This window comes from Denitrovibrio acetiphilus DSM 12809 (assembly GCF_000025725.1).
GTDB classification, from domain to species: domain Bacteria; phylum Chrysiogenota; class Deferribacteres; order Deferribacterales; family Geovibrionaceae; genus Denitrovibrio; species Denitrovibrio acetiphilus.
The window spans coordinates 2,210,909-2,235,390 of sequence record NC_013943.1 but is presented as its reverse complement, the minus strand read 5'-3'; the positions used below and the strand labels follow the sequence as shown (position 1 = coordinate 2,235,390).

The following is a 24,482-nucleotide window of genomic DNA, read 5'->3' as shown; positions in this document are numbered from 1 at the left end:
TTATTTCTTTTTCGCAAGACCAAAAGTGAAGGCAAGCGCTGCAACGAGCACGCACCCTTTTATAAAATCCTGAATATAATACGGCATACTGAGCATAGTAAGACCGTTCAGGAGCATACCAACGAATATTGCACCTACGATAGTGCCGAAAGGGTTGGGTTTTTTAGCGCCGAGCACAGCATAGCCTATCAGAGCCGCACCGACAGCATCCAGAAGGAGCCCGCCGCCTGATGAAACATCACCCCGTCCGACTCTGGCAGCGAGGAGTATACCGCCGAGGGCGCTTATTGAACCTGAAATTATATAAGCGAGCATTCTGTAGAGGTTTACATTTGCACCTACAAGCCTTGCTGCTTCAGCGTTTCCGCCTATGGCATAAAATACACGCCCCCATCTGGTGTGGTTCAGGATTATGTATACAACAAATGCGAGAACGAGCATGAAAATAACGGGGATAGGGATCAGGTCGAAAAGACGTCCCTGACCGAGATAAAGAAATGCATCGCTGAACATCCCCTCTGCCTCGTCACCGTTCGGAAGGATCATCCCTGTACCTATGGAACGTCCGCCTGACGGGATAAGCTGAAGTCCCTGCACAAGGAACATCATTCCCAGCGTGGCAAGAAGATCGGGTACTTTAACTTTAACGATAAGAAATCCGTTCAGAAACCCTATTGCCGCACCGATCATGATGCAGATAACAAATGCCGCGAAACCGCTGAGGTTAAGAACAACCATAGAGTATGACGCCATCATGACAGACATGGCTGCGTTTGAGCCGACAGAGAGGTCAAGCCCGTCTATGACCAGAGTAAAAGTTACTCCGAGCGCCAATATCCCGTATATTGTTACCCCGAGGAGTATAGAGAAGAGATTTGACCATTGCCAGAAGGACGGCTCTACCAGACCAAATGCCACAAAGAGCACTGCCATGACAATGAGAAATCCGTATTTAATAGAAAAAGATGTGAAACGTTCCATGTTAATCCCCAATGTGTATTTCATCCGGTGACCTTGATATCCAGTGCAGAAGAGTTGACCTGTCTGCATCCTGATATTTCTGTTCTCCAGCTATAATGCCATGGTTAAGCACTACTATTCTGTCTGCCACTTCAAGTATTTCGTCCAGGTCAGCAGCGAGCACTATGACTGCCCGCCCGCCGGATGATGTGGCTAGATATTTACATATGTCGTGTCTGGAGCGGATGTCCACCCCCTGAAAAGGCTCATCTAGTATGAGAACTTTTGACTGTTTGAAAAGCCATCTGGAGACGATAACCTTTTGCTGGTTTCCGCCGGAGAGGCTTTCTATAAGGGCATCGCTGCTGCTGCATTTTATGCCGATGTCTTTTATCATTGTTTCCGTAATTTTGTTTTCTCTGCCGGGGTGCATTATCCCCAGTTTGGAGAACATGTTCAGGAAAGGTATTGTGACGTTATAGCTGATGCTGTTTTCAGGGATAACCGCATTGTTGTTTCTGTCTTCCGGTACAAGGTGAACACCTTTTTTTATGGCGTCAGCAATATTTTTCGGTTCAAACTCTTTCCCTTCGATCAATATCTGACCGGATATCGGTTTTCTGATGCCGAAGAGCACCTCGGCAAGTTCTGATTTCCCGGCGCCGATAAGACCTGTTATCCCAAGTATTTCACCGTCCATAACTTTCATGTTTATCGGAGGAGTGTTTTCCGTTACCACAAGGTTTCTGAACTCAAGCTTTATTTCACCATCGGCAAGGGTTTCTGCCGCTGCACGTTTGTGTGTTTCTATTTCGCCGACCATAGAGGTGACTATCTGCTTCACATTAAAGGGGCGTATAAGGAGATCCCCCTGTTTCCCGTCGCGGATGACGCCTACTCTGTCTGCGATGCGCTCAATCTCGTGAAGTCTGTGTGATACGTAAAGGATAGACACCCCTTTGTCCCGAAGCTTGAGAAGCATTTCGAAGAGTCTTTCTGACTCTTTCTCTGAGATAGATGATGTGGGTTCATCCAGAATAAGCAGTTTTGGCTTTGCTGCCAGTGCTCTTGCGATAGCTATAAGCTGACGGTCGCTCTGAGAGAGGTTTTCCACTTCTTCATTAAGGTCCAGGTCAAGCTCCATATTATCAGCAATTTCTCTGGCGACCTCTGATACTTCCTTTGGCTTGTACCAGAAGGACTGCTCCGGTGACAGCATGTGCGCCAGTGCCAGATTTTCTGCAACTGTCATATTCGGGATTACACCCTGATTAATAATCTGATGGACGGTTTGTATCCCTTTCTGGTATGCATCCTGCGGGGTTGAGAATTTTACGTTCTCGCCTGCTATGGTTATCTCCCCTTCATAGTCGGGGTAATAACCGCATATTATCTTTATCAGTGTGGACTTACCCGCACCGTTGGCTCCCACCATGGCGAATATTTCACCTGGGTAGAAGTCAAAAGAAACTCCATCCAGTGCTCTGGTGGCTCCAAATGATTTGCCTATATTTCTTAATGAAACCAGTGGCTTTTTCTCTTTCAAGTCATTGCTCCGTGTTTTCAGACTAAAGGCGATAACTCTTTTGCGAGGGCTGTGAGCTCCTGTATAGAGCTGTAGCTGTCCCTGTTGATTACCATCTGTTTGCCCATTTTAAGAGTCATGCGCTCGATGCGGGCACGCTCTTTGAGGTCTTCTATATCTGCGATATCAGCAACTTTTGCCAGACCGAGTATCCGCCGCATCATTTTACATGCTGCAAATCCGACAGTGTCTGAGAATATCTTTCTGATAAATCTTTTACGCTGCTCCGCTGCTGCTTCTTTACCGCCTTCATACTGCCAGTAGGGGAGGTTTTCTTTCTCCTGATGGTCAGCCCACAGCTTATCAAATTTCTGCTCGAAGAGTTCCCATGTAGCTTCAACTGTGTCGAGAAGCCATTTTCGGTATTGATACGGTTCGTTGCCGAGAAGCTTCTGGCGGTGTTCGTGTGAGAAGTAAGCCATGATCAGATTGCCAATAAATGCACCGATGTCGAAACCTATCGGACCGAAGAAGGCAAACTCAGGGTCTATAACATAAGTTTCATCTTCATTCGCCATTATGCTGCCGATGTGCAGGTCGCCGTGCAGGAGAGCTTCGGCATTGTTCATAAATTTATATTTCATCTCTGCGACAGCCAGCTTTAGCTCACTGTCTTTCTGGATGAAATCTATATTTTCCTGAGTGAGCTCCGGGTTAAAGGAGTTAGTATCGGATTTTTCGTAAGGATTTGTGAACACAAAGTCCTCGGTGATTTTACAGAGGTCAACATTTATAAATTTGCCCACGAGTTCTTTTTTAGTTTTGTGGTCAAGGAACCAGTCAGTGGTGTGGAAAAGGTTTTCAGCCATGTAGGTTGAGGTGTCTTCTGCCAGTCTAGGGAAATACTTACCCTGAATGATTTCGCCCCGGATAACTTTATGATCAGTGAGGTTCTGCATTATAATGAGACACATCTCATGGCTGGCGTGGTATATTTCAGGCACAAGGGCAGGGCAGTATTTCGCTGCATGCTGCAAAGCCATAATCTCAAAATTCATGCGTTCTTTCGGCAGAGGCCATGATTCGCCGACAATCCTCAGGAAAGGAACAGCCTGTTTAACGATAACCGTTTCTTTCGGCTTCTCATTATTTGTTACATTGTAAACGAAGTTAAGGTTTCCGTCTCCGATCTCGCTTACATTCAGATTGTCGAAAGAGGAGAAGACCTGCTTCATCTCAGGTACAGATTTGATGTACTCTATAACGCTATCTTGATCTAATTGTTTATAAGGCATTAGATCCTCCTTAAAACTGTATTTTTAAAGCTGACGTTTCCGTATCATACGAAAATCAAAAACATCAGCACTGTAATAGTCGTTGCTGTAACATACAGGCTTGCCCTGCGTGTTGTAGTAAACTTCTTCGAAAAGAAGGAAAAGCGACAGAGGATTTGTAAGCTCAGGAATATCCCTAGGGGTCAGCACTACAGGGCTGAGTGTTGATTCTGTGTGTGACATGATATGTCCGCTATTGTTGAGTATGGTGAATATGGAGCCTTTGAAATCGTTTGCCGTGATGTCGGATGGGAAAACTTGAACAGGTAAAACCTCTATACAGTACGCTGCGATCATATCATCTGCCCGCCTGAGGCGCTCCAGATAGTAGCATTGGTCGGTCTCTTCTATATCCAGCAGCTCTGCTATTCTCGGATCTGGCTCTTTTGTCTCCATGGTGAGCCTGCTTGTTGAAGGTGTGTATCCGACAGCTTTGATTGCTTCGGTAACGCTGAAGAGGTTGTCAATACCGTTTTTTACGACAACGGGAAGTTGTCTTATGAAAGTGCCTTTCCCCTGCACTTTGTACAGAAGCCCCTGATAGACAAGGTTAGAGAGAGCCTCTCGCAGTGTTGAACGACCTATCCCTATGAGCTTGATCAGCTCACTTTCCGTAGGAATCTGTGACCCCGGACCAAGTCGTCTGTCACGTATGATACGTAATATTTCTTTCTGTACAAGGGATTGCAGCGATTTTTCTACTTTGACCTTCATGTGTCACCATTTGTTCAAAATTGCATCAATCATATGACATCAGACAACTTTTAGTGAAATAGTGCATAAAACAGTGATAATTTACTTTTGAAAGCAAATTTTAAATGGGTTGTCTGATAAATTTAAAATACTTCCATAACATTTACTTGTCAAGGGGCTGGTGTTAGTTTTTTAGATTTTATAACCTATTTATAATAGTGTAGATAAAGTTTTGGTATATATGGATAAATCATATAATTGTTAAGTTTTAATCCTATTGGTTTTGCAAATATTGATATTGAGTGTATTGATATGGCGTATGCCTGTTCTAGTTTGATCTACGTAGATACTAATAGTATCTGTTGTTTAGGTCGTTGGGTGTGGAGAGTATATGAATATATCTATGTTTGAAAATAGCGATAGCCTTGTTTTGTATGAAGATTGTTTATATAGAAAACATCTAAATGAATATTGTAATATATTATATTTAGATCTGACGGCAGGCTGTATATTTCTGCAGGTGCTTCGTGCAATGTTTGTAAAAAAATACCTTATGCTGCTCTGCATAATATAAAACCCGATGGAACCAACTTCAGAACTGAAACAGCAGGAATCAGGAATACTGTTGGTGCTGACTGAAATCATGAGACAGGTTCCTTATGTTTTATCGTTAACGGCAGAGACATGCTTGTGATGAAACTCAGCCTGATGAACTTAAGCGAATAGAAATTGATGATAACTATTTAGGCGCATGTTGCACCTCTTGGAACGAAATTTCATTATGGTGAGATGTTTTACGGCAAAGTACAGAGGAGGAATATTTATTACTCAGCACGGTTCTTGGCACTGAAGGAATAAACAGTGCCTGAAGCTTATTGTTACCTTGCTTCATCAACAAGTTTGCTGATGTGTGCGAAACTCCTTTCCAGTGCATCTTCTTTAATGCATGAAGGGCATATCAGAATGTGGCTTGTATCCTGTGGGTTGAAAAAATAGCCGGGATAGATTGTTTTTTCCAGTTTGTTTCTGGCAACTATATTTTTTATGTTCACTTCAGGGAAATCTATCCAAAAGTGAAATGAGCAGTTCTTTTCTATCCAGTATCCCTTTGATTTGAAATATTTATCACATAGCCGGAGAGTTTTCTCCCTCCTGTTATTTACAAATTTTTTTATATCGCCCATCATTTCATACATCTTACCATTTTTGATCATTTCGTCTGTGATAAGCTGCATCATAAAGTTGGGTTTTACACCGTTTTGAATAAAAACATTACTCAGATGTTCTATGAAATACCTGTCTGCTATAATCCATGAAAGCTGGAAGTCAAAAGGGTGTATTTTCAGCATACTGCCCAGATAGATAATATTTCCGTTCTTATCCATTGATTTTAAAGGGGCAAGGGTGGGTTTGTCGTGCCATATGTTTGCAGAGTGATCAACTTCCACCAGAGGCACTCTGTATTTTTGTATAATATTGATAATCTCCTGCCTGCGTTTCTTGCTCATAACAACCCCTGTGGGAGCCTGGTCTGTGGGATCGATGTGTATTATAGGGCAGAATTTTGATTTGATAAGTTTCTTCTCAAGCTCAGCGGATGACATGCCGTTTTTGTCCATTTTGATAGGAATCATGTTCATGCCCAGTGAGTGAACATTTGATATGGTATTAATAATATTCGTATCTTCATACAGAAAATTAGAGCATGAGTTCAGCAGAGTTTCATAAACGAAATAGAGTCTTTGTATTGTTTCTGATGTGATCAATATGTTTTCGATATCAGTTTTTATGCCGAAATGTTTTACATGTTCCCTGACGGACTCTCTGAGAGAATTAAGCCCGTATTTGGAAATTTCTGATGCAGCGTCAATGTTGATGACCCTTTCAGAGGCGTTTATCATAGCATCTTTTAAGTAATGTCCCATTTCAAAGTCACTGCTGAGGCTGAAATTTACCAATCCGTCAGACTCCCCCCAGTATCTGTATTCGTCAATAGTTGTCCTGTGTTTTGCTTTTTCTATATATTTCTTCCAGTCGATTTTACTTTCTTCGTTGTTATATGTGACAAAAAAGCCTGATTTCGGGTATGCCTGAAGCAGACCTTCACGCTGAAGCTGATCAAAAGCAGACAGCAGTGTGGTTTTACTCACACCGAAAATTGTCATTAGCGAGTTTCTGCCGGGCAGTTTGGTACCGTCTTTCAGGTCTCCTGTTCTTATCTTCATTCGGATGTAGTCAGCGAGCTGCATGTACATAGGTGAATTCAGCTTCTCATCATATTTCCATGTCAGTAGCATATCGTCTCCGTGTAAGCTGCAAGAGATAAGAGAGTCTATCTTATAGTTAGAGCAGTTTATCTTTATTATTACTAATCATTAATAATAATTTTGCAGTGTTTTTTAAGGTCTAGTTATTGAGAAAAAAGAGGGACTAGATTGCCTGCAAAAGGTATCCGCCTGTGGAATCAGTCCGGTCATAAGCCGTTTTTTTCTCAGAATACTTCCTTTCTATATTTAGATTATAAGTTTTTTTACTGAACTTGTCCCTTTGGAATTGCAATCTCTAGACCTTCAAACAATAAGAACAATGTGCCACTTTACTGTCATGAAATAGCTATTCATAGAAGACCAGTTTGAGGTGAAACATGAAAAGTATTCAATTAAGCAGAAGGTCTGTTTTGAAAGCAGCCAGTATAGCTGGCGTTGCTTCTGTTGTGGGGATAAACCTCAGCAGCGCTAAAGCGGCTGAGCTCTCATCAACAAACAAAATGAAAAACCTTATGCAGGACGGATGGCGTTACGGTCACTGCCGTATGTGCATGCGTGGAACCTGCCCAAACATGATTCGTGTTGAAAACGGCGTTGCAGTTCAGGTTATGGGGAACTTCAACACTCCGACTAGTAAAGGTGCTCTTTGTGCTAAAGGTAACTCAATCATTCAGCACAATTACAATCCATACAGAGTTAAAGCTCCTATGAAACGAACTAATCCCAAAAAAGGACTTAATGAAGATCCGGGTTGGGTAGAAATATCATGGGAAGAAGCTCTGAATACAACAGCTTCAGTTCTGAAAAAAAGTCGTGACAGAGACCCCAGAAGGTTCATCTTTCAGATAGGTTTTGGTGATTTCGACTTTTTCGGAACATTTCTTTTCTATTTTTCAGATGCCTATGGTACTCCGAATAATATTAAAAGCAACGGAACACTCTGTGTTCTGCACTATGCATCTGATCTTTGTCAGGGTGTTTTCCCTGGTGTAAAACCCGATGCTACACACTGTAAGTACATACTTGCTCTCGGCATGAACCTTGGTATGGGGATAGCCTCATCCGATGGTGGAGTACGTGGGCTTCTTGACAGAATGTATGAAGACAAAGACATCAAAATCGTTATGGTTGACCCTCACTGCGGCCCTGACGCTTCCAAAAACGAATGGGTTCCGATCCGTCCGGGGGGGGAGACAGCTTTTCTTCTAGGTGTTGTTAATAGTATTCTTTATGATGTTAAAAGATATGATGTCGACTTCCTGCAATGGAGAACAAACGCTCCTTACCTCATCGGTCCTGACGGATACTATGCCAGAGGTAAAGACGGAAAGCCTCAGATCTATGATGCGTCTGACGGAAAAGTTAAATCATTTGATGATAAGACTCTTAAGGAACCATCCATTGAGAAAGCAAATGTTATGGTTAACGGTGTTAAAGCGGATGCCTCTTTTGTCCTTATCAAGAGACACTACAAACAATACACTCCTGAGTGGGCTTCTGAGAAATCAGGGATACCTGCATCAAAAATAAGAGAAATCGCCAGAGATTTCATCGATAACGCAAGCATCGGTGAATCTATTGAAATGGTCAACGGTAAAGGCGAAAAAGTTGTTCTGCCGAAACGCACATCTGTATGCGAAGGTAAGAGAGGACTTAAAAACCTCCGTGACGGTGTTTCCGGTGACCTTCTCACTAAAACATTGAATATGCTTGTGGGGTCTATGGACGTGCCGGGCGGTATGCTTGGAACACAGCGAGGACCGTTTCTAAGTCCTGACGAGGATGGCGTTGTGGCAGCGAAAGGTGAGGCGAGGCTTAAGAAACCTAGTTACCCTCCTCAGCATGTTAACCTTAAAGAATATTTCCCTCATAAGCACACACTGCCTACTCTGGCATATAAAGTTGCTCTTGATCCGCATAAATACGGTCTTGAGTACGAGATTGATGCCCTTCTTACAGTGGGAAGTAATCCTATTGCGAGCACGACAGAACCATATGTTGTTGCAGAATCAGTATCTAAAATTCCATTTTCTGCAACAGTAGCATATCACTATGATGAAATGGCTCATATGGCAGACATACTTCTGCCAAGCCACGCCATGCTTGAAAAAGAGTCTGTGAACTCATACGAAGGGGCTTTTGACGTTTACACAAAAGAGACAATTTCCACAAGAGTTATGATGTACAGGGATCCTATCCCTTCCATATATAACACAATGCAGCCGCAGAATATTATCATCGAGCTCTGTGACCGTATGGGTATGATTAATGACTTCAACGACGCCATCAACAACACAGGCGTGATCCTTGGTGAGGTTACATTTGCCAAACTTGATCCGAAAGATTATCTGAAACACGGTAAGAAATATACCATCAGTGAAATATGGGATAAAGGCGCAAAAGCATACTTTGGTAAAGGGCTGGACACAATGAAGAAAGATGGTCTTATCATTAATGTTATGGCTCCTGCTGACGCTTATAACTCTTCATGGTTTAAAAAAGGTGAAACACGTCACCCAATTTACTTTAATAAAACTAAAGAAAGCGGTGATATTCTTCGTGAATTCTTTACAGAATATAAAGATAAAGTTTATATCCCTGACTTTGATATGGAAAATCAGCTTCAATACTATGAACCAATGGTTACATGGAGACCGAAAAAAATCTCTGAAGCTAAAAAAGGCTCTAAATATGACTTGCTTTCGATTAACTGGAAACTACCTATCTCCCCTATGAGAGTTGCTGGTGACGACCAGATGCCTTATCTCAATGAAGTTGGTGAAAAGTTTGACCCATCATACGGCAAAATATGCCTGAACTCTATCACAGCGAAAGAAAAAGGCATAAAAGAAGGGGATACTATCTGGGTTGAGTCTGAAAACGGCAAAGTTAAAGGTGATGTCCACATAACAGAGATGATCTTTCCCGGAGTTGTTGGTTTCGGTGGAGCTCTTGGGCGTCTGGTTAAAACACTTGGCAAGAAAGCCGCCAGCTTCCCGATGTATAACAAACTTACAAATGCGAAAATCTCAGACTGTGACCCTATATCAGTAGGCGTGTCAAACACTGTGCCTGTTCGCATTTATAAAGCCTAGTCAGGAGGATAAACATGAGACTTGCAATGATAATAGATAAAAGAAGGTGCTATGCATGTCAGGGGTGCACAGTTGCGTGTAAGCAGACAAACGCCACACCTCCTGGAACTTTCTGGACAAAAACTATCATAACTGAGCATGGAAAATTTCCGAATGTTCATTATGAATACATGCCCATGATATGCAACCACTGTGATGATGCTCCATGCGTTGAGGTTTGCCCTACAGGAGCTTCTAAAAAGCTTGCGGATGGTACAGTTCAGGTAACCGCATCTGAATGCATCGGCTGTCAGGCATGTATGGAAGCCTGCCCGTACGGCGCCAGATACTTTAACGAAGAGGAGAAACCCACTTACTGGAGTGAGAAAGGAGAACAGAACCTTTACGAAGAAACCAGAAGTAAGGAACATGTCTATGAGACTGTGGACAAGTGTACATTTTGTGCTCCAAGAAGATCAAAAGGACTTCCGCCTGCCTGTGTTGCGACTTGTGCAGGTGTTGCCAGAATCTTTGGCGATCTTGATGACCCTGAAAGTGAGATATCTAAAGTATTTAAGAAATACAATCCTAAACCATATAAACCAGAGGAAGGAACTAAACCTAATGTCTTTTATATAGAAGGCTAAAATATCATCCCTTCAGGTTTATCGCAAAATCCCGGGCATAGTTATGTGCCCGGGAAATCAAAAGGAGATAGTTATGAGTGATGTTATAGATATTGAAACTGCTGCTGCAGAAAATGATGCTGAAATATTTTCTCTACTGGCAAGTTTTTACAATATGAATCCGGAGCTGGAAACAGTTGTGGCAATGCGTGGTCTTACCCCTGAACTGGTGAATGAGACTGAAGTGGCGGAAGCACTTGGTAAGATAAAATCATTCGCAGAAAAGTTTAATGAAAAGGACGAAGACGATATCCTCGCTGTCAAACGTGACTGGACAAAACTTTTCAGAGGTATTGCCCCGGATTACGGTCCAAAAGCTCCTTATGAAGAGCTCTACCTGAAAAAAAGGGATGTAGCAGGACATCTGAAAAAACTGACAGAGATATATCTTGAGGCAGGCTATACGACATATGCCGAGCACCTTAACCGTCAGGATTATATCGGTATCCAGCTGGATTTTATCGGAACTCTCGGGCTTTTAAGAATGGATGCATTGGAGAAGGGGGATGATGAACTGTATGTAAAGCTGACAGACACTTCTGAAAACTTTCTTAATGAACATATCAAAGTATGGTTTGAATCATTTTATCGTAGAGCCCAGGAACATATACAGACAGACTATTTCAGAGGTGTATTGGATTTGACTCTTCTTATGCTGCGATAACAAATCTAACTTGTCTGGAATAGGCTATTTAGGCATTTTTGTTCTAACTCAGGCGGAATGAGGTATTTTATTCTGCTAAATGAAGTTGTGTATTTATAATTTTTGGAGGAATTTTATGCGTTTTTTGAACTTAGTTACGATGCTGGTTCTTATTATGACCAGCTCTATTGCATATTCGGCGGACACTCTTGCAGAAGCATTTTCAAAGGGGACTTTGAAAGGGGAACTTAGAACTTTCTATTTTGAACGTGATTTTGACGAAGCTACAACTGACAGAGCAGACTTTGCCGTAGGTTCGCTTCTATACTACAAAACAGCTCCGCTTCACGGCATCAGCGCAGGGCTGGCATTTGCATCATCAAATGATCTGGGAAGCGACGAAGACAAAAATGTCTATGGTTTGCTTGCAACAGGAGATGACGGAGACCATGAAAGCTACACCCGTATGCAGGAATATTATATACAGGGGGAGTGGTTTGATACTGTAGTAAAATATGGTGCTCAGGAAATCAATACTCCTTTCATGAATAAACACGATATACGTATGAGCCCTAAAACTTATAAAGGTCTTTCTTTAGTGAATAACAGTGTTAATGGTCTCACTCTTTCAGGCTATTATATTACTGAATTCATGGGCTGGAACGATGATGAATTCATGTCAATATCAGAGTCTGCCGGTGCTGGTGACGATGACAGTGCGCTTCTTGTCGGCGGTATAAAATATCAGCTTCCTGTAAGTGTAGTGAAGGCATCTGTCGCAGGCTGGCAGTACTATCTTGAGGATGTGTTTCAGTCAACTTACTTTGAAGGGTCTGTTGGTAAAAAAATAGGTGACTATAACCTGCACATCACCCCTTCCTATCTCACTCAGAAATCACAGGGTGATGAACTTGTCGGAGATTTTGACACAACTCAGTATGGTTTTAATGCTGGTGTGGCTGCTTATGGTTTAAGCCTCACAGGCTTTTACGCCAGAACACCCGATGACGGGGTATTCGCACCATGGGGCGACGGGAAAGTTATTATCCAGCAGATTATTGCAGCAGGCAGAGCAGATGAAGACGCCTATGCTGTGAAGCTTGGGTATAACTTCGGAGCACTTGGTCTCAGAGGTCTTGATGCTTATGTCTTCTACGGCATGTATGACACGCCGGAGTCAGGTGCAGCAGCTTCATCAGATATTGATGAAACAGACTTTAGCCTTCAGTATAAATTCGATGAAGATTCTTATCTGAAAGGTTTTAGTGTGCGGGTAAGATACGCGATTATCGATCAGGACACTGCGGAAGATTACAATGACTTTCGTGTGTATATAAAATACAGCTTCGCCTTAAGCGGCAAATAATTAACCTCCTATAGCGAATCTGGGTAACATCAGATTGCGGTTATATCCGGATGTCAGGTTAAATCATGGCATCCGGTTTGTTTTTTCAGCAGGAAGACTGACATTCTTCACATCCTGACGTTATGTTATTTTCGTTTTTATCAATCTGGTCATTCCCCCATTTAGCAAACATAGTAAGTGCACCTAAAAGTTCTTTTGCTTCGTTTGTGAGAGAGTATTCCACTTTCGGAGGGATAACATTGTATTGTTTTCTGTTTACCATCCCGTTGGCTTCAAGCTCCTTCAGAGACTGAGACAGCATCATGTTTGTTATGTCGCCCAGTTTTTTCTTGATAGCTCCGTAGCGCATTGGAGTGTCACATGCAAGCAGGCATATTATGGGCAGTTTCCACTTTCCGCCTATTACTCCCAGAGTATAACGTATCGGGCATACCTTTAGCTTTTCATTCATAAAAAAGGCTCCATAGTCAGTTATTTCATACTATATCATTTTTATCTGCGTACTTGTATAATCCTGATTAACACTTATTATCATATCAGCTATTGATTAAAATACAACAAAGAGGTGTGAGAATGAGTGAGACATTAGATTTTCTTAAAACCAATAAAGTCTTTTACATGGCAACAGCAAGTCAAGGGGAGCCGCATGTGCGTCCTATGGGGTTTGTTATGGAGTATCAGAACAAGCTTGCCTTCTGCACAAGCAATGTTAAAGACATGTATGCACAGATGAAAGAAAACCCGAATGTTGAGATGTGTTGTGTTGACAAAGATTATAACACACTGCGCCTCTGCGGAAAGGCTGTGTTTTGCACATCAGCGGAATCACAGCAGAAAGCTTTGGATGTGATGCCTGATCTTGCGAGAATGTATTCTGTAAATGACGGCAAGTTTGAAATCTTTCTGCTGGAAGATGCAAAAGCTGAATGTCATACCATGAGCGGAGAGAAGAAGACTCTGACTATCTGAGTCTTTAGACAGTAGTCTGATGAATTGCCCCGAATATTCTATATTTATTTCTGCATTATAAATAACTTTTTTATATAGTTGTGCACAGGCTATGTTATTAGCTTGTGCATGACATGATGAATTCCCTTTTATCTATGTGGTTAATATACGAAATAAAGTCTTTGATTTAGGTGTATGCTAAGGAAACCTTTGTAGTTTTGCTTCATAGTTTATATATTACTTTTATAAGATCATAAGGGGCATGTCATGGATAATAAAATCGGCACAGCGAAAAGCACTGCTTCCGTGCTCTCAGCAGAACTTAGAATTCTTATAGGTAAGTTCTGCCGAAAGTTTAAAAAGGAATCTCATATGGGGGACTTCTCATGGTCACAGATATCAGTGCTGCTGCGTCTTGAGAGAGAAGGTCCAGGGACAGTAACGGCTTTGGCAAAGGCAGAAGGGGTGCGCCCTCAGTCTTTGGGAGCGACTATATCATCTCTTGAGGCAGAGGGACTTATAACATCTTCACCTGACCCGGAGGACGGCAGACAGACTATCCTTGATATAACAGACCAGTGCAGGGAGAATATAAGAAGCGGACGTGCAGCAAAAGAGGATTGGCTTTATAGAGCTGTTAATACCGCTCTGACAGATAAAGAGCAGGAGAAGCTGCTTGAGAGCCTTGATATACTAAAGCGGGTTGTGAATGTTAAATGATTAAATTAAATGGAGTTTGGTGTGACATTAACTGGCATATACGAAAATACATCTTTAACCGTTATAGGGACGAATTACGGCATTATGCTGCATCCAGCGTTAAAAGTGCCACGGGACAATTAATTATATGAGTAACTCAAGTTTCGCATCTTGATATAGTGCGATAACTTGTTGTTATAGCTAGGATAACAATAGAAAAAGTCTCACATAGATGGTATATTGATTTTCCAATAACAATTACATCAAGGAGACTTTTTCTATGCTTGAGAATAAATCATGGCAGTCTGAAATACAAGCGGCATTGTGGAAAGAATTTGAGATATTCCGAGTAATGAAGGCTTTGCAACTGCGTACAATTGCCTATAGGTGCGGTATTTCAAAGAATCAGGGCGTCGAGCCGTTTTCGATTCTTGTGGCTTTAGTTTTTCTGACTTTTCTCGGTAAGAGCGTTCACCATTTTGTTTCCCATTGCCGGAACAGTCTATTTGATTTAGGCGGTAAAGATGTTTTTTATCGTTTAAGTACACGTACAAGTATCAATTGGCGGCGTTTTATGATGGATATATCGCTTAATGTGATCAGATATTTCAAATCATTCAGCAGCTGGCAGCAGCGTGTTCTTGTAATTGATGACACAGTAATTCAGAAAGCCGGCAAAAAGATAGAAGAAGTATCATGGGTGTTTGACCATAGCAAAGGTAAAAGCGTGAAAGGCTTCAGTGCTGTTGTGCTTGGCTGGAGTGATCGTGCGTCATTTGTCCCTGTAGATTTTGCTTTGCAGCGAAGCAGCAGAAAAGTATTCAAACAATCGACAGAAATTGAAATGGATAAGCGGATGCTGGCGTGGCATCGTCGACAGGAAGCAGTAAAAGACAAACCAACACTGGTAAAGGAAATGCTTAAACGGGCGAAACAGAAGGGTCTGGATGCTGGGGCTGTTCTGTTTGACAGCTGGTACTGTATGCCGAGGCTGGTGTCGTCAATTTATAATGAGATAGGCTATGACGTGATTGCCATGCTTAAAACTACACCGACATTGACTGTTGCTGTAAATGGCAAGGTATACTCAACCAAACGCTTATGGGAATGTGTTGTTCCAGATTTGATTAAGGCAACAGTAACAATTGGCAAAGATCGGGTGTCTGTATCTTCCATCAATGCTTTTTTCGGTTCAACTCTGGTTAAGCTGGTCTTCTGTCAGCCATCTGAGAAAAGTAAATCAAAGAAGCCTATTATTCTACTGTCTACGGATACATCTTTGACATCGGCAAAAATAATTGAAACCTATGGTCAGCGTTGGGCAGTAGAAGTGTTGTTTAAAGATGCCAAGAGCAAGCTTTTCTTTGGGAAAAATCAATCCAGAACCTTTGAGGCTACTATTTGCTTCCTAACACTATCGCTCGTTAGGTTTATCATCCTGAGCTATATGGAACGGATAAATGGTGATTTCCGTCACAAAGGCAGTCTGTATGAGGGTCTGCGTTATGAGGTCGAAGAACTGAATATTCTGGCGTTTATGGAAAAATTCATAAACCGATTATTATCAATAATTGATGGAGCAAAGGAAACATTTACAGTTTTTATGAATAAATTGGCTGGAATACAGGAAATGGTAAGGCTTTCAATACAGAATCTGATGTTTCAAAGGTGCGAAACTTGAGTGAGTAAATTACAATGGATGTTCAGATCATTTAAAAATTATAACTACAGGCTGTGGGCTTTGGGGGCTATTGTTTCAAACGTTGGGACGTGGATGCAGAGAACCGCTCAGGATTGGGTAGTGCTCACTCAGCTGACAGACAACAATGCCACCTCAGTTGGGATAGTTACAGCTCTTCAGTTCGGTCCGCAGATATTTCTGCTTCCGCTCACAGGATATGCGGCAGACCGTTTTAACCGCCGAAAATTATTACTTACTACTCAGGCTGTTATGGGGATTCTTGCATTAGGGCTTGGTGTGCTTACTCTTACTGAAAAAGCTGAGCTCTGGCATATGTATATATTTGCTTTTCTGCTTGGTTGTGCCACCGCTTTTGACGTCCCGGCAAGACAGACATTTGTTACTGACCTTGTTTCAGAAAAAGGTCTTTCAAATGCTGTTGCGCTGAACTCTACGTCATTTCATTCCGCAAGGATGATAGGTCCCGCTATTGCCGGAGTTCTTATAGTAATAGTGGGATCTGGGTGGGTTTTTATTCTGAATGCTGTCTCTTTTGCCGCAGTTCTCTGCTCTCTGGCATTTTTACATTTAGACGAGCTTTTCATAAGTGAGAAAGTTACTCAGACACGCGGGAGCATGCTTGAAGGTTTTCGCTATATATGGAAAAGACCTGATCTCAGAACTGCACTTATAATGTTTTTTCTGATAGGTACTTTTGGTCTGAATTTCCAGATATTTATTTCCACCATGTCCGTTTCTGTATTTCATACTGGCGCAAGCGGATTTGGCTTTTTGTCATCTGTAATGGCTGTTGGCTCAGTTGCCGGCGCACTTTTTGTTGCAGGGAGGGACGATCCTAAGATTACGGCTCTGTTTAAGGGGGCTGCGTTTTTTGGTTTGGGACTTACTCTTGCGGCTCTTCTTCCGTCTTATGGACTGTTTGCTGCGGCTCTGGTGCTTATAGGTGTTTCTGCGCAGGTCTTTACGACTACAGCGAACAGTGCTGTACAGCTTACCACTGATCCGGCTATGCGTGGTCGCGTTATCGCCATCATGTTTGCAATTGCTATGGGGAGCAAACCGGTTGGTGCGCCTTTTGTAGGCTGGGTTGCTGATACTTTTGGTCCCAGATGGGCGCTTGGCGTTGGTGCTGTATCAGGGTTTGCCGCTGCTCTTGTAGGGGTCAGTTATCTGGTCAGATATCGTGGGCTGAGGGTCTGTGCCAAAGGACTCCGCTTGAAATTCGTTCTGAAAGACAATGCTGCTGCGCATTAAACTAGGCAGGCATCTCAGATAAAAAGCATTATGAGAATCAGGAAAAGTCGTAGAGGCTATGTGTACTTGTTATTTAATCTGGCCGGGTTACTGCCTTAAAACCGGAACTGATTAGCAGAAATGATAATGTGAACAGTATACCAACACTTCCCGATATATAAAATACAGTGTTTATGCCGTAGTGCGCCATAAGTATCGAGCCTAAAACAGGTCCCAGTGCAAAACCGGCATTCATGGAGAGATTAAAATATCCGGATGCTTTACCTATTCCGCACTTTCCACCTTCTTCAAGAAGCATAGCGACACTTGGAGGTTGTGACATAGCCCCGGAAATACCAAGTATTGCGGAAAAAACTAAAATAGATATAAAATCTGATGTTATAGGCAGAATGGTTATAAAAAAAGATGCACATATCCCACCAGTTGTTATGAGCGCTGTCTTAGGCACGATATCGCCTATCCGCCCGAAAGTGCTTAGCAGAAGCGTCATTGAAACTGTAGAAGCTGCCAGTATAATTCCAGTTTGCATGCTGTCCAGATGAAGACTGTTTTCTATGAATATAGGTAAAAAAGTGAAGACTGTTGATATGCCTATCGTCCTGCCGAAGATAAATATCATCAAAGCAAATATGTTTGGGGTTATGAACTCCTGTTTCTGATATTTGCTGCGAGAGCCTGAGTCATTATCCTTCATGAATGTTGCTGATGTAAACAACGCCAGTGTACAAATAATCGACATGGTTATGAACAGTCCGTAAAATCCGCAATAATTCCTTATGATTCCGCCACATACGGGACCAAGTCCAAGGGCACTGTAAAATGAGATATCAAACTTGCCAGACACAGATGCTATGTTGTCGTCATCTGCAATAGTATTAATGTACGAAAGCAGAGTAGGGCGGAGTAGCGCAGATGCGAACCCCTGTAAAAATCTCAATAAGATAATAATACTTATGTCATCAGCAAATAAGTATAGAAAAGCTATCAGAGTATAAAGACCTATCGCAGCGGTTAATGTTTTCTTACAGGATATTTTGTCCGAAACATTTCCAATAGGTACACTTAGGAAAATTTTTGAAAGGGCGTAAACAGCCATAGGGATGCCTAGTAGCGAGCCTCTGACCCCGACACTGAATAAATATAAAGAGAAAAAAGAGTCAAAGATGCCGTAGCTGAATGTTACAGCAAAGTTAATAAAAAAAAGTAGTGTAAATAGTTTCTTCCTTTGCATTCTGTACCCTTATTCGTTATTCGGGTTAGATGAGCCGGATACTGCGTACAAGCATCCGGCTCACTTTTGGTCATTTTGCGGCAAACATAAGGAGGTTTTATTTGCGCAGGGCAAAGCTGTATTTTATATAGACACGGAAGTCGTTAAAATCTTCTTCAGTATCTTTGTTTATTATTGCATACCGTACTCTGACACTTAGCCCTTTCAGCGGAGAATTTTCATCGAATTTATACTGAAGGCTAAAGTCTGTTTCGTCAAAATCAGATGACGCTGTCGAACCTGATTCAGGTGTGTCATAAATGCTGTGGAAAACGTATGCGTCAAGTCCGGCAAGTCCAAGAGCTTTGAAATTGTATGCCAGCTTAACCGCATATGCTTTTTCGTCTTCTCTATCTGCGGCGAGCACCTGCTGAATGATAACTTTCTCATCTCCCCATGGAGCAAAGATGCTGCCGTCTTCTGTTTTTGCATAGAATCCTGTTAGGCTGACACCATATGCAGAAACGCTTGTGTTGAATCCGTAATGCGTGGAGTCTATGTCTCCTGCATATTCGTCACCATTTGACTTCTGTGTAAGAAAAGAAGGGGTGAATTGAAGGTTGTAATCACCAAAAGTTTTGTCAACATTTGCTCTGAGGAATGTAGTCTGAACAACATCATCCAGATAGTATTCCCACCCCTCGACTGTAGCTTTTACAATCTTAGTTGGAATCTTATATTTAATACCGCCTATCCAGAGTGCGTTGTCGTCACCTTCGGTAGAACCTGCGGATTCTGTCATTGTCATGAAGTTTTCGTCACTCCAACCCCTGAAACCTGTGAGATAGTACCCTGAAAGTGTGAGTCCGTTAATGCTGTTGTTGATAACAGAAAGTCCTTTATATGTTTTAGGTGTCATGCGTATATCATGTACATTAGCAAATGGGGTGAATATTTCCTGTGCTCCGTACTTGATCACTGTGTTGAACCATTCTCCCTGAATATAGTATTCCTGCAATTTCGCATAGCTGTCATGGTTGCCGTCACTGTCCCTGCCGACAAGTCCGTAAACATCCTTGTCGTTGTCTACGACAACATTGTTGGAAGATGCAAATGCTAACCCTAGACTGATTCCTTGCAGCGGTGCTGTTTTGTAGTATAGTAAAGTTCCTGTTGCAAAGTCTTCTCTCTCTGTAGAACTATCGAAGTCTCTGTCAAAGTAAAATGTCCTTAATTCGCCTCTTAATGTACCTTGCGAAAAGGCTTGTCCGAGGTTGTCGGCGGCATATGAGGCAAAACTGGTAATGATAACAAAAATAAGAATACATAAAAGTCTCATAACTCCTCCAATTAATACTGTGGATTTCCGGCTGCAAGCTGTGATCGTTATAAGTTCTGTTTCACAAAGAACTTACATGAAGTTGGCTTGCATATAATGTTTTGACCTGTTTCGGTAATTAATCTGTAGTCATTAAACCGGGGCATGTTTCAGCCCCGGCTTCCAGAAGTTGATTCTAAGGAACCATAAGATCCCATGTGTGGTGGTCATGGCATCCATCGTTACAAAGAAGCTTGGATGTTTTGTGTTCGCTATGGCAAAGAGTACATCTGATTGGTCCGGCATGAGATGCATGCGGATTTAATTCCATTACTCTGCCTGTTCTTCTCTCAGTAAATTTTACAACCCTGCCAGTCTTGCGAATATCTGAGTGACATGATTTACAAGAATCAGCAGACGCTGCTTTTATAGGACGTTCAATCTGATGACAGTCTGCACAGGTAAGACCTGCTTCATCGTGGTGTGGTTTAAGGTTATGGTTGTAGTTGTCTGCGGCGTATGCGCACATGCTGAATGATGCCAGCATAACCACGACCAGTGTTACTATGTAATGTTTCATTTTTCCTCCAGTTGAGATTATTTGCTGACTTTGTTAATAATGTCTTTTGCGGCGAGCCTGCCCCCATTGATAGCGAAAGCACTTGATGTGCCCTCACCAATGGTAAGGTCATATGAATCTCCGTAAAGACCACCTGCGTCATGTCCGATAGCGTAAAGACCAGGTATTGTTTGCTCTTTTTCGTCAACAACCTGAAGATGCTCTGTGACTTTCGCTCCGCCAAGTGTTGTGAGGTGGTGGATCTGACCTTTCAGAATGTAAAACGGACCTTTAGCAACTGAACGAATAAAACGTTTATTTTTACCGAATTGTTCGTCATAACCCTCTTTGGCAAATTTTGTCATGTCTGCGGCTGTTTTGTTGAGGACTGCTGGATCCATTCCTGCCTTTTTTGCCACTTCTTCAAGGGTCGCACCTTCGTAGGCGTAACCTTTTGCGACATTTTCAGGGAAAAGCTCGTCAAAGCGTTTCATAGGCTGACCGCGTTTAATCCAGTTTCCGCATGGGTTGAGGTAGCCTGATGTCTGGAACTCTTTCAGAGTATCAGCATCAAATACAACATAAGTGTACTTTCCGCCACGCGCTATGGCATTACTTGCCATAGGCCAGTCGATAGTAACTTCTTCGTTGAAGAAACGTTCGCCTTTGTGGTTTACATAAAGAAGCGACTGGCGGAACATCGCACGGAGTTCTGCGTTGTTGCCGTTGCATATTGCTTCACCGGGAGCGATGAGCATTGCACCGTTAACCTCGAGAGGACCCATGCCGTCAAGAGCTGCACCGGCAGAGAGAGCCATATTGATACCGTCCCCTTCACGCCCTTCAGGACCAGTTGGAACTGATTCCGGGCCGCCGTACTGTACGATCATTTCGACGTTGTTAGCATAGCCGCCAGTTGCCAGGATTACGTATTTAGCATTGATCTGAATCAGATCACCATCCTGGTTTTGTGCGAGAACGCCGCTTATTTTCCCATTCCTATCAAAAATAAGCTGCTTTCCTGGTGTTTCGAGAAGCAGAGTGCCGCCGTTGTCTAGGTATGTGTTTACCATTGTTCGGATGTAGTAGGCACCTGCTGTGGGGTAGATGTGCCATGTTCTGATAGGGTTGTCTTTGAATGCACTTTTGACTTCTTCAAAATGTACACCGTGATCCCATATCCATTGGATAGTTTTGGATGATTCATCTACAAAAGCTTTGACTAGTTTTGCATTTGGCATCCAGTGATGGTAATGCATAATGTTGTTAAATGCCTGCTCTTTGGTAAGTTTTATACCTGCTTTTTTCTGCATAAAACTTTCGGCTGCAAATGACCCTTCCATGAAGTTCCCAGCGCCGCCGGTGAAAGGCATTTTTTCAAGTAATACTGTTGAGAGTCCTGCTTCCTGTGCAGAGACTGCGGCTGTTGTTCCGCCTGCTCCTGCTCCGACCACGCATACATCGACATTGTAGATCTTGTCTGCTGCGTATAGGTTGCAGACAGTAAGCATGATGAATGCGATTACTGATAAAGATTTTCTCATAATAACTCCTTTGATATAGTTTCCTCATGTGAGGAGTTCTTCCGGCTGAACAGTTTCGTTCGCCTGTTTTATCCTACAAAGTTTGACTCAAGGTTCAAAATTTAAGTGGATGTTGATGTATCTAGTGATATGTACAGTTTTGAATTTTTGTGTTATCAGTGGTGCTTATATGTATCCGGTGATATATACTTCAGTTTTCTGCACGAAAAAATGAGACGGTTTTATGTTATAAAATATTAAGAAACAAGTACGAGGTATTTACTTTAGGGGGTTATGATGAGGTTGCGTTACCATGGCGTCCCGTGGATAAGACCGGCTGTTGACCAGACAGTTAAAAAGTTTTTCATGAAGTACGGTAAGCTGAGGAATTACCGGAAAGGTGAGATGATTTTTAAAGGTAAAGAATTTTACCCATACCTGAGCCTTATAGTCAGTGGAATAGTGAGTAAGTATTGTGAGAATATACTTATGCAGAAAACGACTAAAGATAAAGCTATCAGTGTTATTTTTCACAATTCAATGATCGGTGATTCTTTTTTTCTTTCAGACCGCACTTCTAACGTTTCAGCGACTGCAATTAGAGATTGTGTTTTTCTGGAGGTTCCGCATGAAACCGCATGGGACTATATGTTTTCTAATAATGATTTTAACAAGAAAATGATTTACAGCTTGATGTATGACATTGAATCTGATCTGGAAGGATTTGCTAATATTGTTGCCCGCACTCCCAAGGATAGAATGTTTTGTTTTTTCAAAGGGTTGATAAATCGCTTCGAGGTGGGTATTGAAAATGGTTGGTACAGGTTACCCGTTGATTTCACCCATAGCGAGATAGCCCAGATTATCTATACAACTCCTCTAACAGTAAATAGACTTTTGCTGGAATTGAAAAGAGAAGGTAACTACAAAAAAGTTAAAAAAGTTCGTTTTATACGGAAGAATGTTTTAGATAATTTATATGATTGGGAAGATTCTGATGGCAATGACTCAGTTTTTATCGATAGCAAAGTGTACAGGATAAGTTAAGAATTCCTGATCTTAATATGTGTTATAAGATTTTATAATTAAAATGAAGATTCTTGTCACTCTTAAACGGGTGCAGATGAAGATACCGGCAGGGTAAATGATGTGAATACATTATTTTTTATACCATACAAATCTGGCTTCACTGGCAAAGGAAAATAACCAAAATAGATAAGTTATTGTTAAGAGAATTTTACAGTCAAGCAAATGCTTTATTTACAAATGCAGCGGGCAGTGATTGCTGTCCGCTGTTTTTTATGCGGTCGAAGACAGAACACCACGCATTTATGGGTGGATGAATGAGCTAATCACAGCTTTAGAGCTTATAAGTCATTGCGAGGAATGTAATGACACGAAGCAATCTCAGGATTAACTAATGAGTCCAGAGACTGCCACAGCCCTGCGGGCTTCGCAGTGACGTATTTTGTATATGCTCTAGCTGTGACAATGAAGTTGTAACTTCGTGTGTTAAGCACGTGCGAAGCAATAGATTACAGCAATCATTTATCCGGACAATGCTGTAACCTATCTGCTTTTCTATGTTGCATCGTTTAAATAATGTTGACAAAGGGTTGATAGTATAAGAGTATGAGCGGAAGGGTGTGATAATGAGAATTAATATCATCGTCTCTTTGTTTGTGTTTTTTTGTGCTGTCAGCCTACATGCTGATGATGGGTATGTGGTCAAGGTTGTGTATAAAGGTTCAGATCCAAAGCCTTTATTCAGTAATGACTTTGAAGAAGGGCATAAAGAGACATCTGTTTTAGAGGAAACTGTTTCAACGCTGATTGCTGAAAATGATGAGACTAATGTTAAGGCTTTCTATTCTGTTACTCTTCAGTTTGTGGAAGACCTTGTGGTGGACAAGGTGATGGAGGACGGCAGTTACCATGTGGTAGGGGAGGTCAAAGAGGTAAATGCTTTGAGCAGTAAAGGTGCTGATGTCGAGCAGATTCGCGAAAAGATAAAAAAGACCTTTGACCCTGATAATGCAGGTTTCTCGTATACTGTTAATGCCGATGGTTATTCCTTTTGCTCTGATATTGTGAAAACTAAGAAAGATATTGCTAATACATTTTCGTCAAAGGACATCCTTGATGTTCTCAAAAGATATCCGCGAAAACCGCAAGAGGATGTCGGGGCTGGTGCTGTGTGGGAATATTCAATACCGATTAAATTGGAGTCCGGGTTTGCTATGACAGTTTCAGGCACCTGTCGCATGCTTGAACTCAGAGAAGACAGTTATGATGTTGTATGTCATGAGTATGGTAAGGCTGATTCTGGTATGAGGGTAAAATCTGATAAGAACCCTGAGAAAGAGAAAATGATGAATGTGGATGGAGAGCTTGCGCTGCATAGCAATAAGACAATTTATGCTGGCAGGATTGTCGGTGATGAGAAAACTGTTTTTGATTTAAGACTTCACTTCTATAATGAAACTGCAAGCGATGAAGAGTCGTCGGAAAAGCCTGTGGATATTTATATTAAGTTCCAAAATATATCAAAGTCGTAGACTGTCAACATCCTCCTATCTAAATAATAAATCACATATTCACGTTACCTGCACTGGTATGCATTTAGTTTTACCCCAGCAGTACATATAAATAGTGACGTTTTGAAAATGTATTTGGTTTTCTTTTGATATAATACTCATGTATATGAGAAAACTCGTCTCT

At 41.8% G+C, this 24,482-nt stretch carries 20 protein-coding genes; 10 read left to right on the top strand and 10 right to left on the bottom strand.

The genetic code is table 11. From position 1 onward, the window contains the following. From DACET_RS10625 to DACET_RS10600, 5 genes are all read right to left on the bottom strand, one after another. On the bottom strand, positions 1–981 hold the full coding sequence (locus tag DACET_RS10625) for an ABC transporter permease (RefSeq protein ID WP_211204078.1): 981 nt from the start codon (positions 979–981) through the stop codon (positions 1–3). Between the two features lies 1 nt (position 982). Beyond that, a complete protein-coding gene (locus DACET_RS10620) occupies positions 983–2,506 on the bottom strand; it encodes a sugar ABC transporter ATP-binding protein (RefSeq protein WP_013011373.1) in 1,524 nt (507 codons plus the stop codon). 17 nt (positions 2,507–2,523) lie between these two features. Beyond that, positions 2,524–3,780 (bottom strand): S-methyl-5-thioribose kinase, encoded by a 1,257-nt coding sequence (gene mtnK, locus DACET_RS10615; RefSeq protein ID WP_013011372.1) that lies wholly within the window; start codon positions 3,778–3,780, stop codon positions 2,524–2,526. A gap of 24 nt (positions 3,781–3,804) precedes the next feature. Beyond that, positions 3,805–4,533 (bottom strand): GntR family transcriptional regulator, encoded by a 729-nt coding sequence (locus tag DACET_RS10610; protein WP_013011371.1) that lies wholly within the window; start codon positions 4,531–4,533, stop codon positions 3,805–3,807. Positions 4,534–5,390: 857 nt separating this feature from the next. After that, positions 5,391–6,809 (bottom strand): aminotransferase-like domain-containing protein, encoded by a 1,419-nt coding sequence (locus DACET_RS10600; protein WP_013011370.1) that lies wholly within the window; start codon positions 6,807–6,809, stop codon positions 5,391–5,393. Positions 6,810–7,156: 347 nt separating this feature from the next. Here DACET_RS10600 and DACET_RS10595 point away from each other — a divergent pair, with 347 nt between their 5' ends. From DACET_RS10595 to DACET_RS10580, 4 genes are all read left to right on the top strand, one after another. Further along, positions 7,157–9,874: a molybdopterin-dependent oxidoreductase gene (locus tag DACET_RS10595; RefSeq protein ID WP_013011369.1), complete on the top strand. Its 2,718-nt coding sequence runs from the start codon at positions 7,157–7,159 to the stop codon at positions 9,872–9,874. Between the two features lie 14 nt (positions 9,875–9,888). Beyond that, positions 9,889–10,500, top strand: coding sequence for a 4Fe-4S dicluster domain-containing protein (locus DACET_RS10590; protein ID WP_013011368.1), 612 nt, complete (start codon positions 9,889–9,891; stop codon positions 10,498–10,500). Between the two features lie 73 nt (positions 10,501–10,573). After that, positions 10,574–11,203, top strand: coding sequence for a TorD/DmsD family molecular chaperone (locus DACET_RS10585; RefSeq protein ID WP_013011367.1), 630 nt, complete (start codon positions 10,574–10,576; stop codon positions 11,201–11,203). Positions 11,204–11,318: 115 nt separating this feature from the next. Continuing rightward, positions 11,319–12,548, top strand: a complete 1,230-nt coding sequence (locus tag DACET_RS10580; protein WP_013011366.1) for an OprD family outer membrane porin — start codon at positions 11,319–11,321, stop codon at positions 12,546–12,548. 85 nt (positions 12,549–12,633) lie between these two features. Here the strand turns inward: DACET_RS10580 and DACET_RS10575 are convergent, their stop codons facing one another. Continuing rightward, on the bottom strand, positions 12,634–12,999 hold the full coding sequence (locus DACET_RS10575) for a winged helix-turn-helix transcriptional regulator (protein ID WP_013011365.1): 366 nt from the start codon (positions 12,997–12,999) through the stop codon (positions 12,634–12,636). Between the two features lie 122 nt (positions 13,000–13,121). Between DACET_RS10575 and DACET_RS10570 the strand changes: the two genes are divergently transcribed. The 4 genes from DACET_RS10570 to DACET_RS10555 all read left to right on the top strand — a co-directional run bounded on the left by DACET_RS10570 (position 13,122) and on the right by DACET_RS10555 (position 17,151). Next, entirely contained in the window at positions 13,122–13,517 is a 396-nt protein-coding gene (locus DACET_RS10570) for a pyridoxamine 5'-phosphate oxidase family protein (protein WP_013011364.1), read from the top strand. Between the two features lie 246 nt (positions 13,518–13,763). Then, positions 13,764–14,216 (top strand): MarR family winged helix-turn-helix transcriptional regulator, encoded by a 453-nt coding sequence (locus tag DACET_RS10565; RefSeq protein WP_013011363.1) that lies wholly within the window; start codon positions 13,764–13,766, stop codon positions 14,214–14,216. A gap of 259 nt (positions 14,217–14,475) precedes the next feature. Beyond that, positions 14,476–15,876 carry an IS4 family transposase gene (locus DACET_RS10560; RefSeq protein WP_013010124.1) on the top strand — a complete coding sequence of 467 codons (1,401 nt, stop codon included), beginning with the start codon at positions 14,476–14,478 and terminating at the stop codon, positions 15,874–15,876. Between the two features lie 18 nt (positions 15,877–15,894). Next, positions 15,895–17,151 carry an MFS transporter gene (locus tag DACET_RS10555; RefSeq protein WP_013011362.1) on the top strand — a complete coding sequence of 419 codons (1,257 nt, stop codon included), beginning with the start codon at positions 15,895–15,897 and terminating at the stop codon, positions 17,149–17,151. A 73-nt stretch (positions 17,152–17,224) separates the two neighbouring features. On the opposite strand, the gene DACET_RS10550 is transcribed toward DACET_RS10555, so the two are convergent. The 4 genes from DACET_RS10550 to DACET_RS10535 form a co-directional block, all read right to left on the bottom strand. Next, positions 17,225–18,382, bottom strand: a complete 1,158-nt coding sequence (locus tag DACET_RS10550) for an MFS transporter (RefSeq protein ID WP_013011361.1) — start codon at positions 18,380–18,382, stop codon at positions 17,225–17,227. Positions 18,383–18,479: 97 nt separating this feature from the next. Next, entirely contained in the window at positions 18,480–19,700 is a 1,221-nt protein-coding gene (locus DACET_RS10545; RefSeq protein WP_013011360.1) for an OprD family outer membrane porin, read from the bottom strand. A 175-nt stretch (positions 19,701–19,875) separates the two neighbouring features. Further along, positions 19,876–20,259: a cytochrome c3 family protein gene (locus DACET_RS10540; protein ID WP_013011359.1), complete on the bottom strand. Its 384-nt coding sequence runs from the start codon at positions 20,257–20,259 to the stop codon at positions 19,876–19,878. A gap of 17 nt (positions 20,260–20,276) precedes the next feature. Beyond that, a complete protein-coding gene (locus DACET_RS10535; protein ID WP_013011358.1) occupies positions 20,277–21,782 on the bottom strand; it encodes an FAD-dependent oxidoreductase in 1,506 nt (501 codons plus the stop codon). A 273-nt stretch (positions 21,783–22,055) separates the two neighbouring features. On the opposite strand from DACET_RS10535, the gene DACET_RS10530 reads away from it, so the two are divergent. Both DACET_RS10530 and DACET_RS10525 read left to right on the top strand, forming a co-directional pair. After that, on the top strand, positions 22,056–22,808 hold the full coding sequence (locus tag DACET_RS10530; RefSeq protein ID WP_083772404.1) for a Crp/Fnr family transcriptional regulator: 753 nt from the start codon (positions 22,056–22,058) through the stop codon (positions 22,806–22,808). 605 nt (positions 22,809–23,413) lie between these two features. Beyond that, the gene (locus DACET_RS10525; RefSeq protein WP_013011356.1) at positions 23,414–24,319 is read left to right on the top strand and encodes a hypothetical protein; all 906 of its coding nucleotides are present in this window, start codon (positions 23,414–23,416) and stop codon (positions 24,317–24,319) included. Positions 24,320–24,482: the final 163 nt, after the last annotated feature.

Excerpts from the sequence above, each read along its gene's own strand:
- DACET_RS10575 (WP_013011365.1), bottom strand. The coding sequence starts at position 12,999 with ATGAATGAAAAGCTAAAGGTATGCCCGATACGTTATACTCTGGGAGTA.
- DACET_RS10595 (WP_013011369.1), top strand. The coding sequence starts at position 7,157 with ATGAAAAGTATTCAATTAAGCAGAAGGTCTGTTTTGAAAGCAGCCAGT.
- DACET_RS10545 (WP_013011360.1), bottom strand. The coding sequence starts at position 19,700 with ATGAGACTTTTATGTATTCTTATTTTTGTTATCATTACCAGTTTTGCC.
- DACET_RS10570 (WP_013011364.1), top strand. The coding sequence starts at position 13,122 with ATGAGTGAGACATTAGATTTTCTTAAAACCAATAAAGTCTTTTACATG.
- DACET_RS10525 (WP_013011356.1), top strand. The coding sequence starts at position 23,414 with ATGAGAATTAATATCATCGTCTCTTTGTTTGTGTTTTTTTGTGCTGTC.
- DACET_RS10585 (WP_013011367.1), top strand. The coding sequence starts at position 10,574 with ATGAGTGATGTTATAGATATTGAAACTGCTGCTGCAGAAAATGATGCT.
- DACET_RS10600 (WP_013011370.1), bottom strand. The coding sequence starts at position 6,809 with ATGCTACTGACATGGAAATATGATGAGAAGCTGAATTCACCTATGTAC.
- DACET_RS10560 (WP_013010124.1), top strand. The coding sequence starts at position 14,476 with ATGCTTGAGAATAAATCATGGCAGTCTGAAATACAAGCGGCATTGTGG.
- DACET_RS10530 (WP_083772404.1), top strand. The coding sequence starts at position 22,056 with ATGATGAGGTTGCGTTACCATGGCGTCCCGTGGATAAGACCGGCTGTT.
- DACET_RS10550 (WP_013011361.1), bottom strand. The coding sequence starts at position 18,382 with ATGCAAAGGAAGAAACTATTTACACTACTTTTTTTTATTAACTTTGCT.
- DACET_RS10590 (WP_013011368.1), top strand. The coding sequence starts at position 9,889 with ATGAGACTTGCAATGATAATAGATAAAAGAAGGTGCTATGCATGTCAG.
- DACET_RS10625 (WP_211204078.1), bottom strand. The coding sequence starts at position 981 with ATGGAACGTTTCACATCTTTTTCTATTAAATACGGATTTCTCATTGTC.
- DACET_RS10565 (WP_013011363.1), top strand. The coding sequence starts at position 13,764 with ATGGATAATAAAATCGGCACAGCGAAAAGCACTGCTTCCGTGCTCTCA.
- DACET_RS10535 (WP_013011358.1), bottom strand. The coding sequence starts at position 21,782 with ATGAGAAAATCTTTATCAGTAATCGCATTCATCATGCTTACTGTCTGC.
- DACET_RS10580 (WP_013011366.1), top strand. The coding sequence starts at position 11,319 with ATGCGTTTTTTGAACTTAGTTACGATGCTGGTTCTTATTATGACCAGC.
- DACET_RS10540 (WP_013011359.1), bottom strand. The coding sequence starts at position 20,259 with ATGAAACATTACATAGTAACACTGGTCGTGGTTATGCTGGCATCATTC.
- DACET_RS10555 (WP_013011362.1), top strand. The coding sequence starts at position 15,895 with ATGTTCAGATCATTTAAAAATTATAACTACAGGCTGTGGGCTTTGGGG.
- DACET_RS10610 (WP_013011371.1), bottom strand. The coding sequence starts at position 4,533 with ATGAAGGTCAAAGTAGAAAAATCGCTGCAATCCCTTGTACAGAAAGAA.
- mtnK (WP_013011372.1), bottom strand. The coding sequence starts at position 3,780 with ATGCCTTATAAACAATTAGATCAAGATAGCGTTATAGAGTACATCAAA.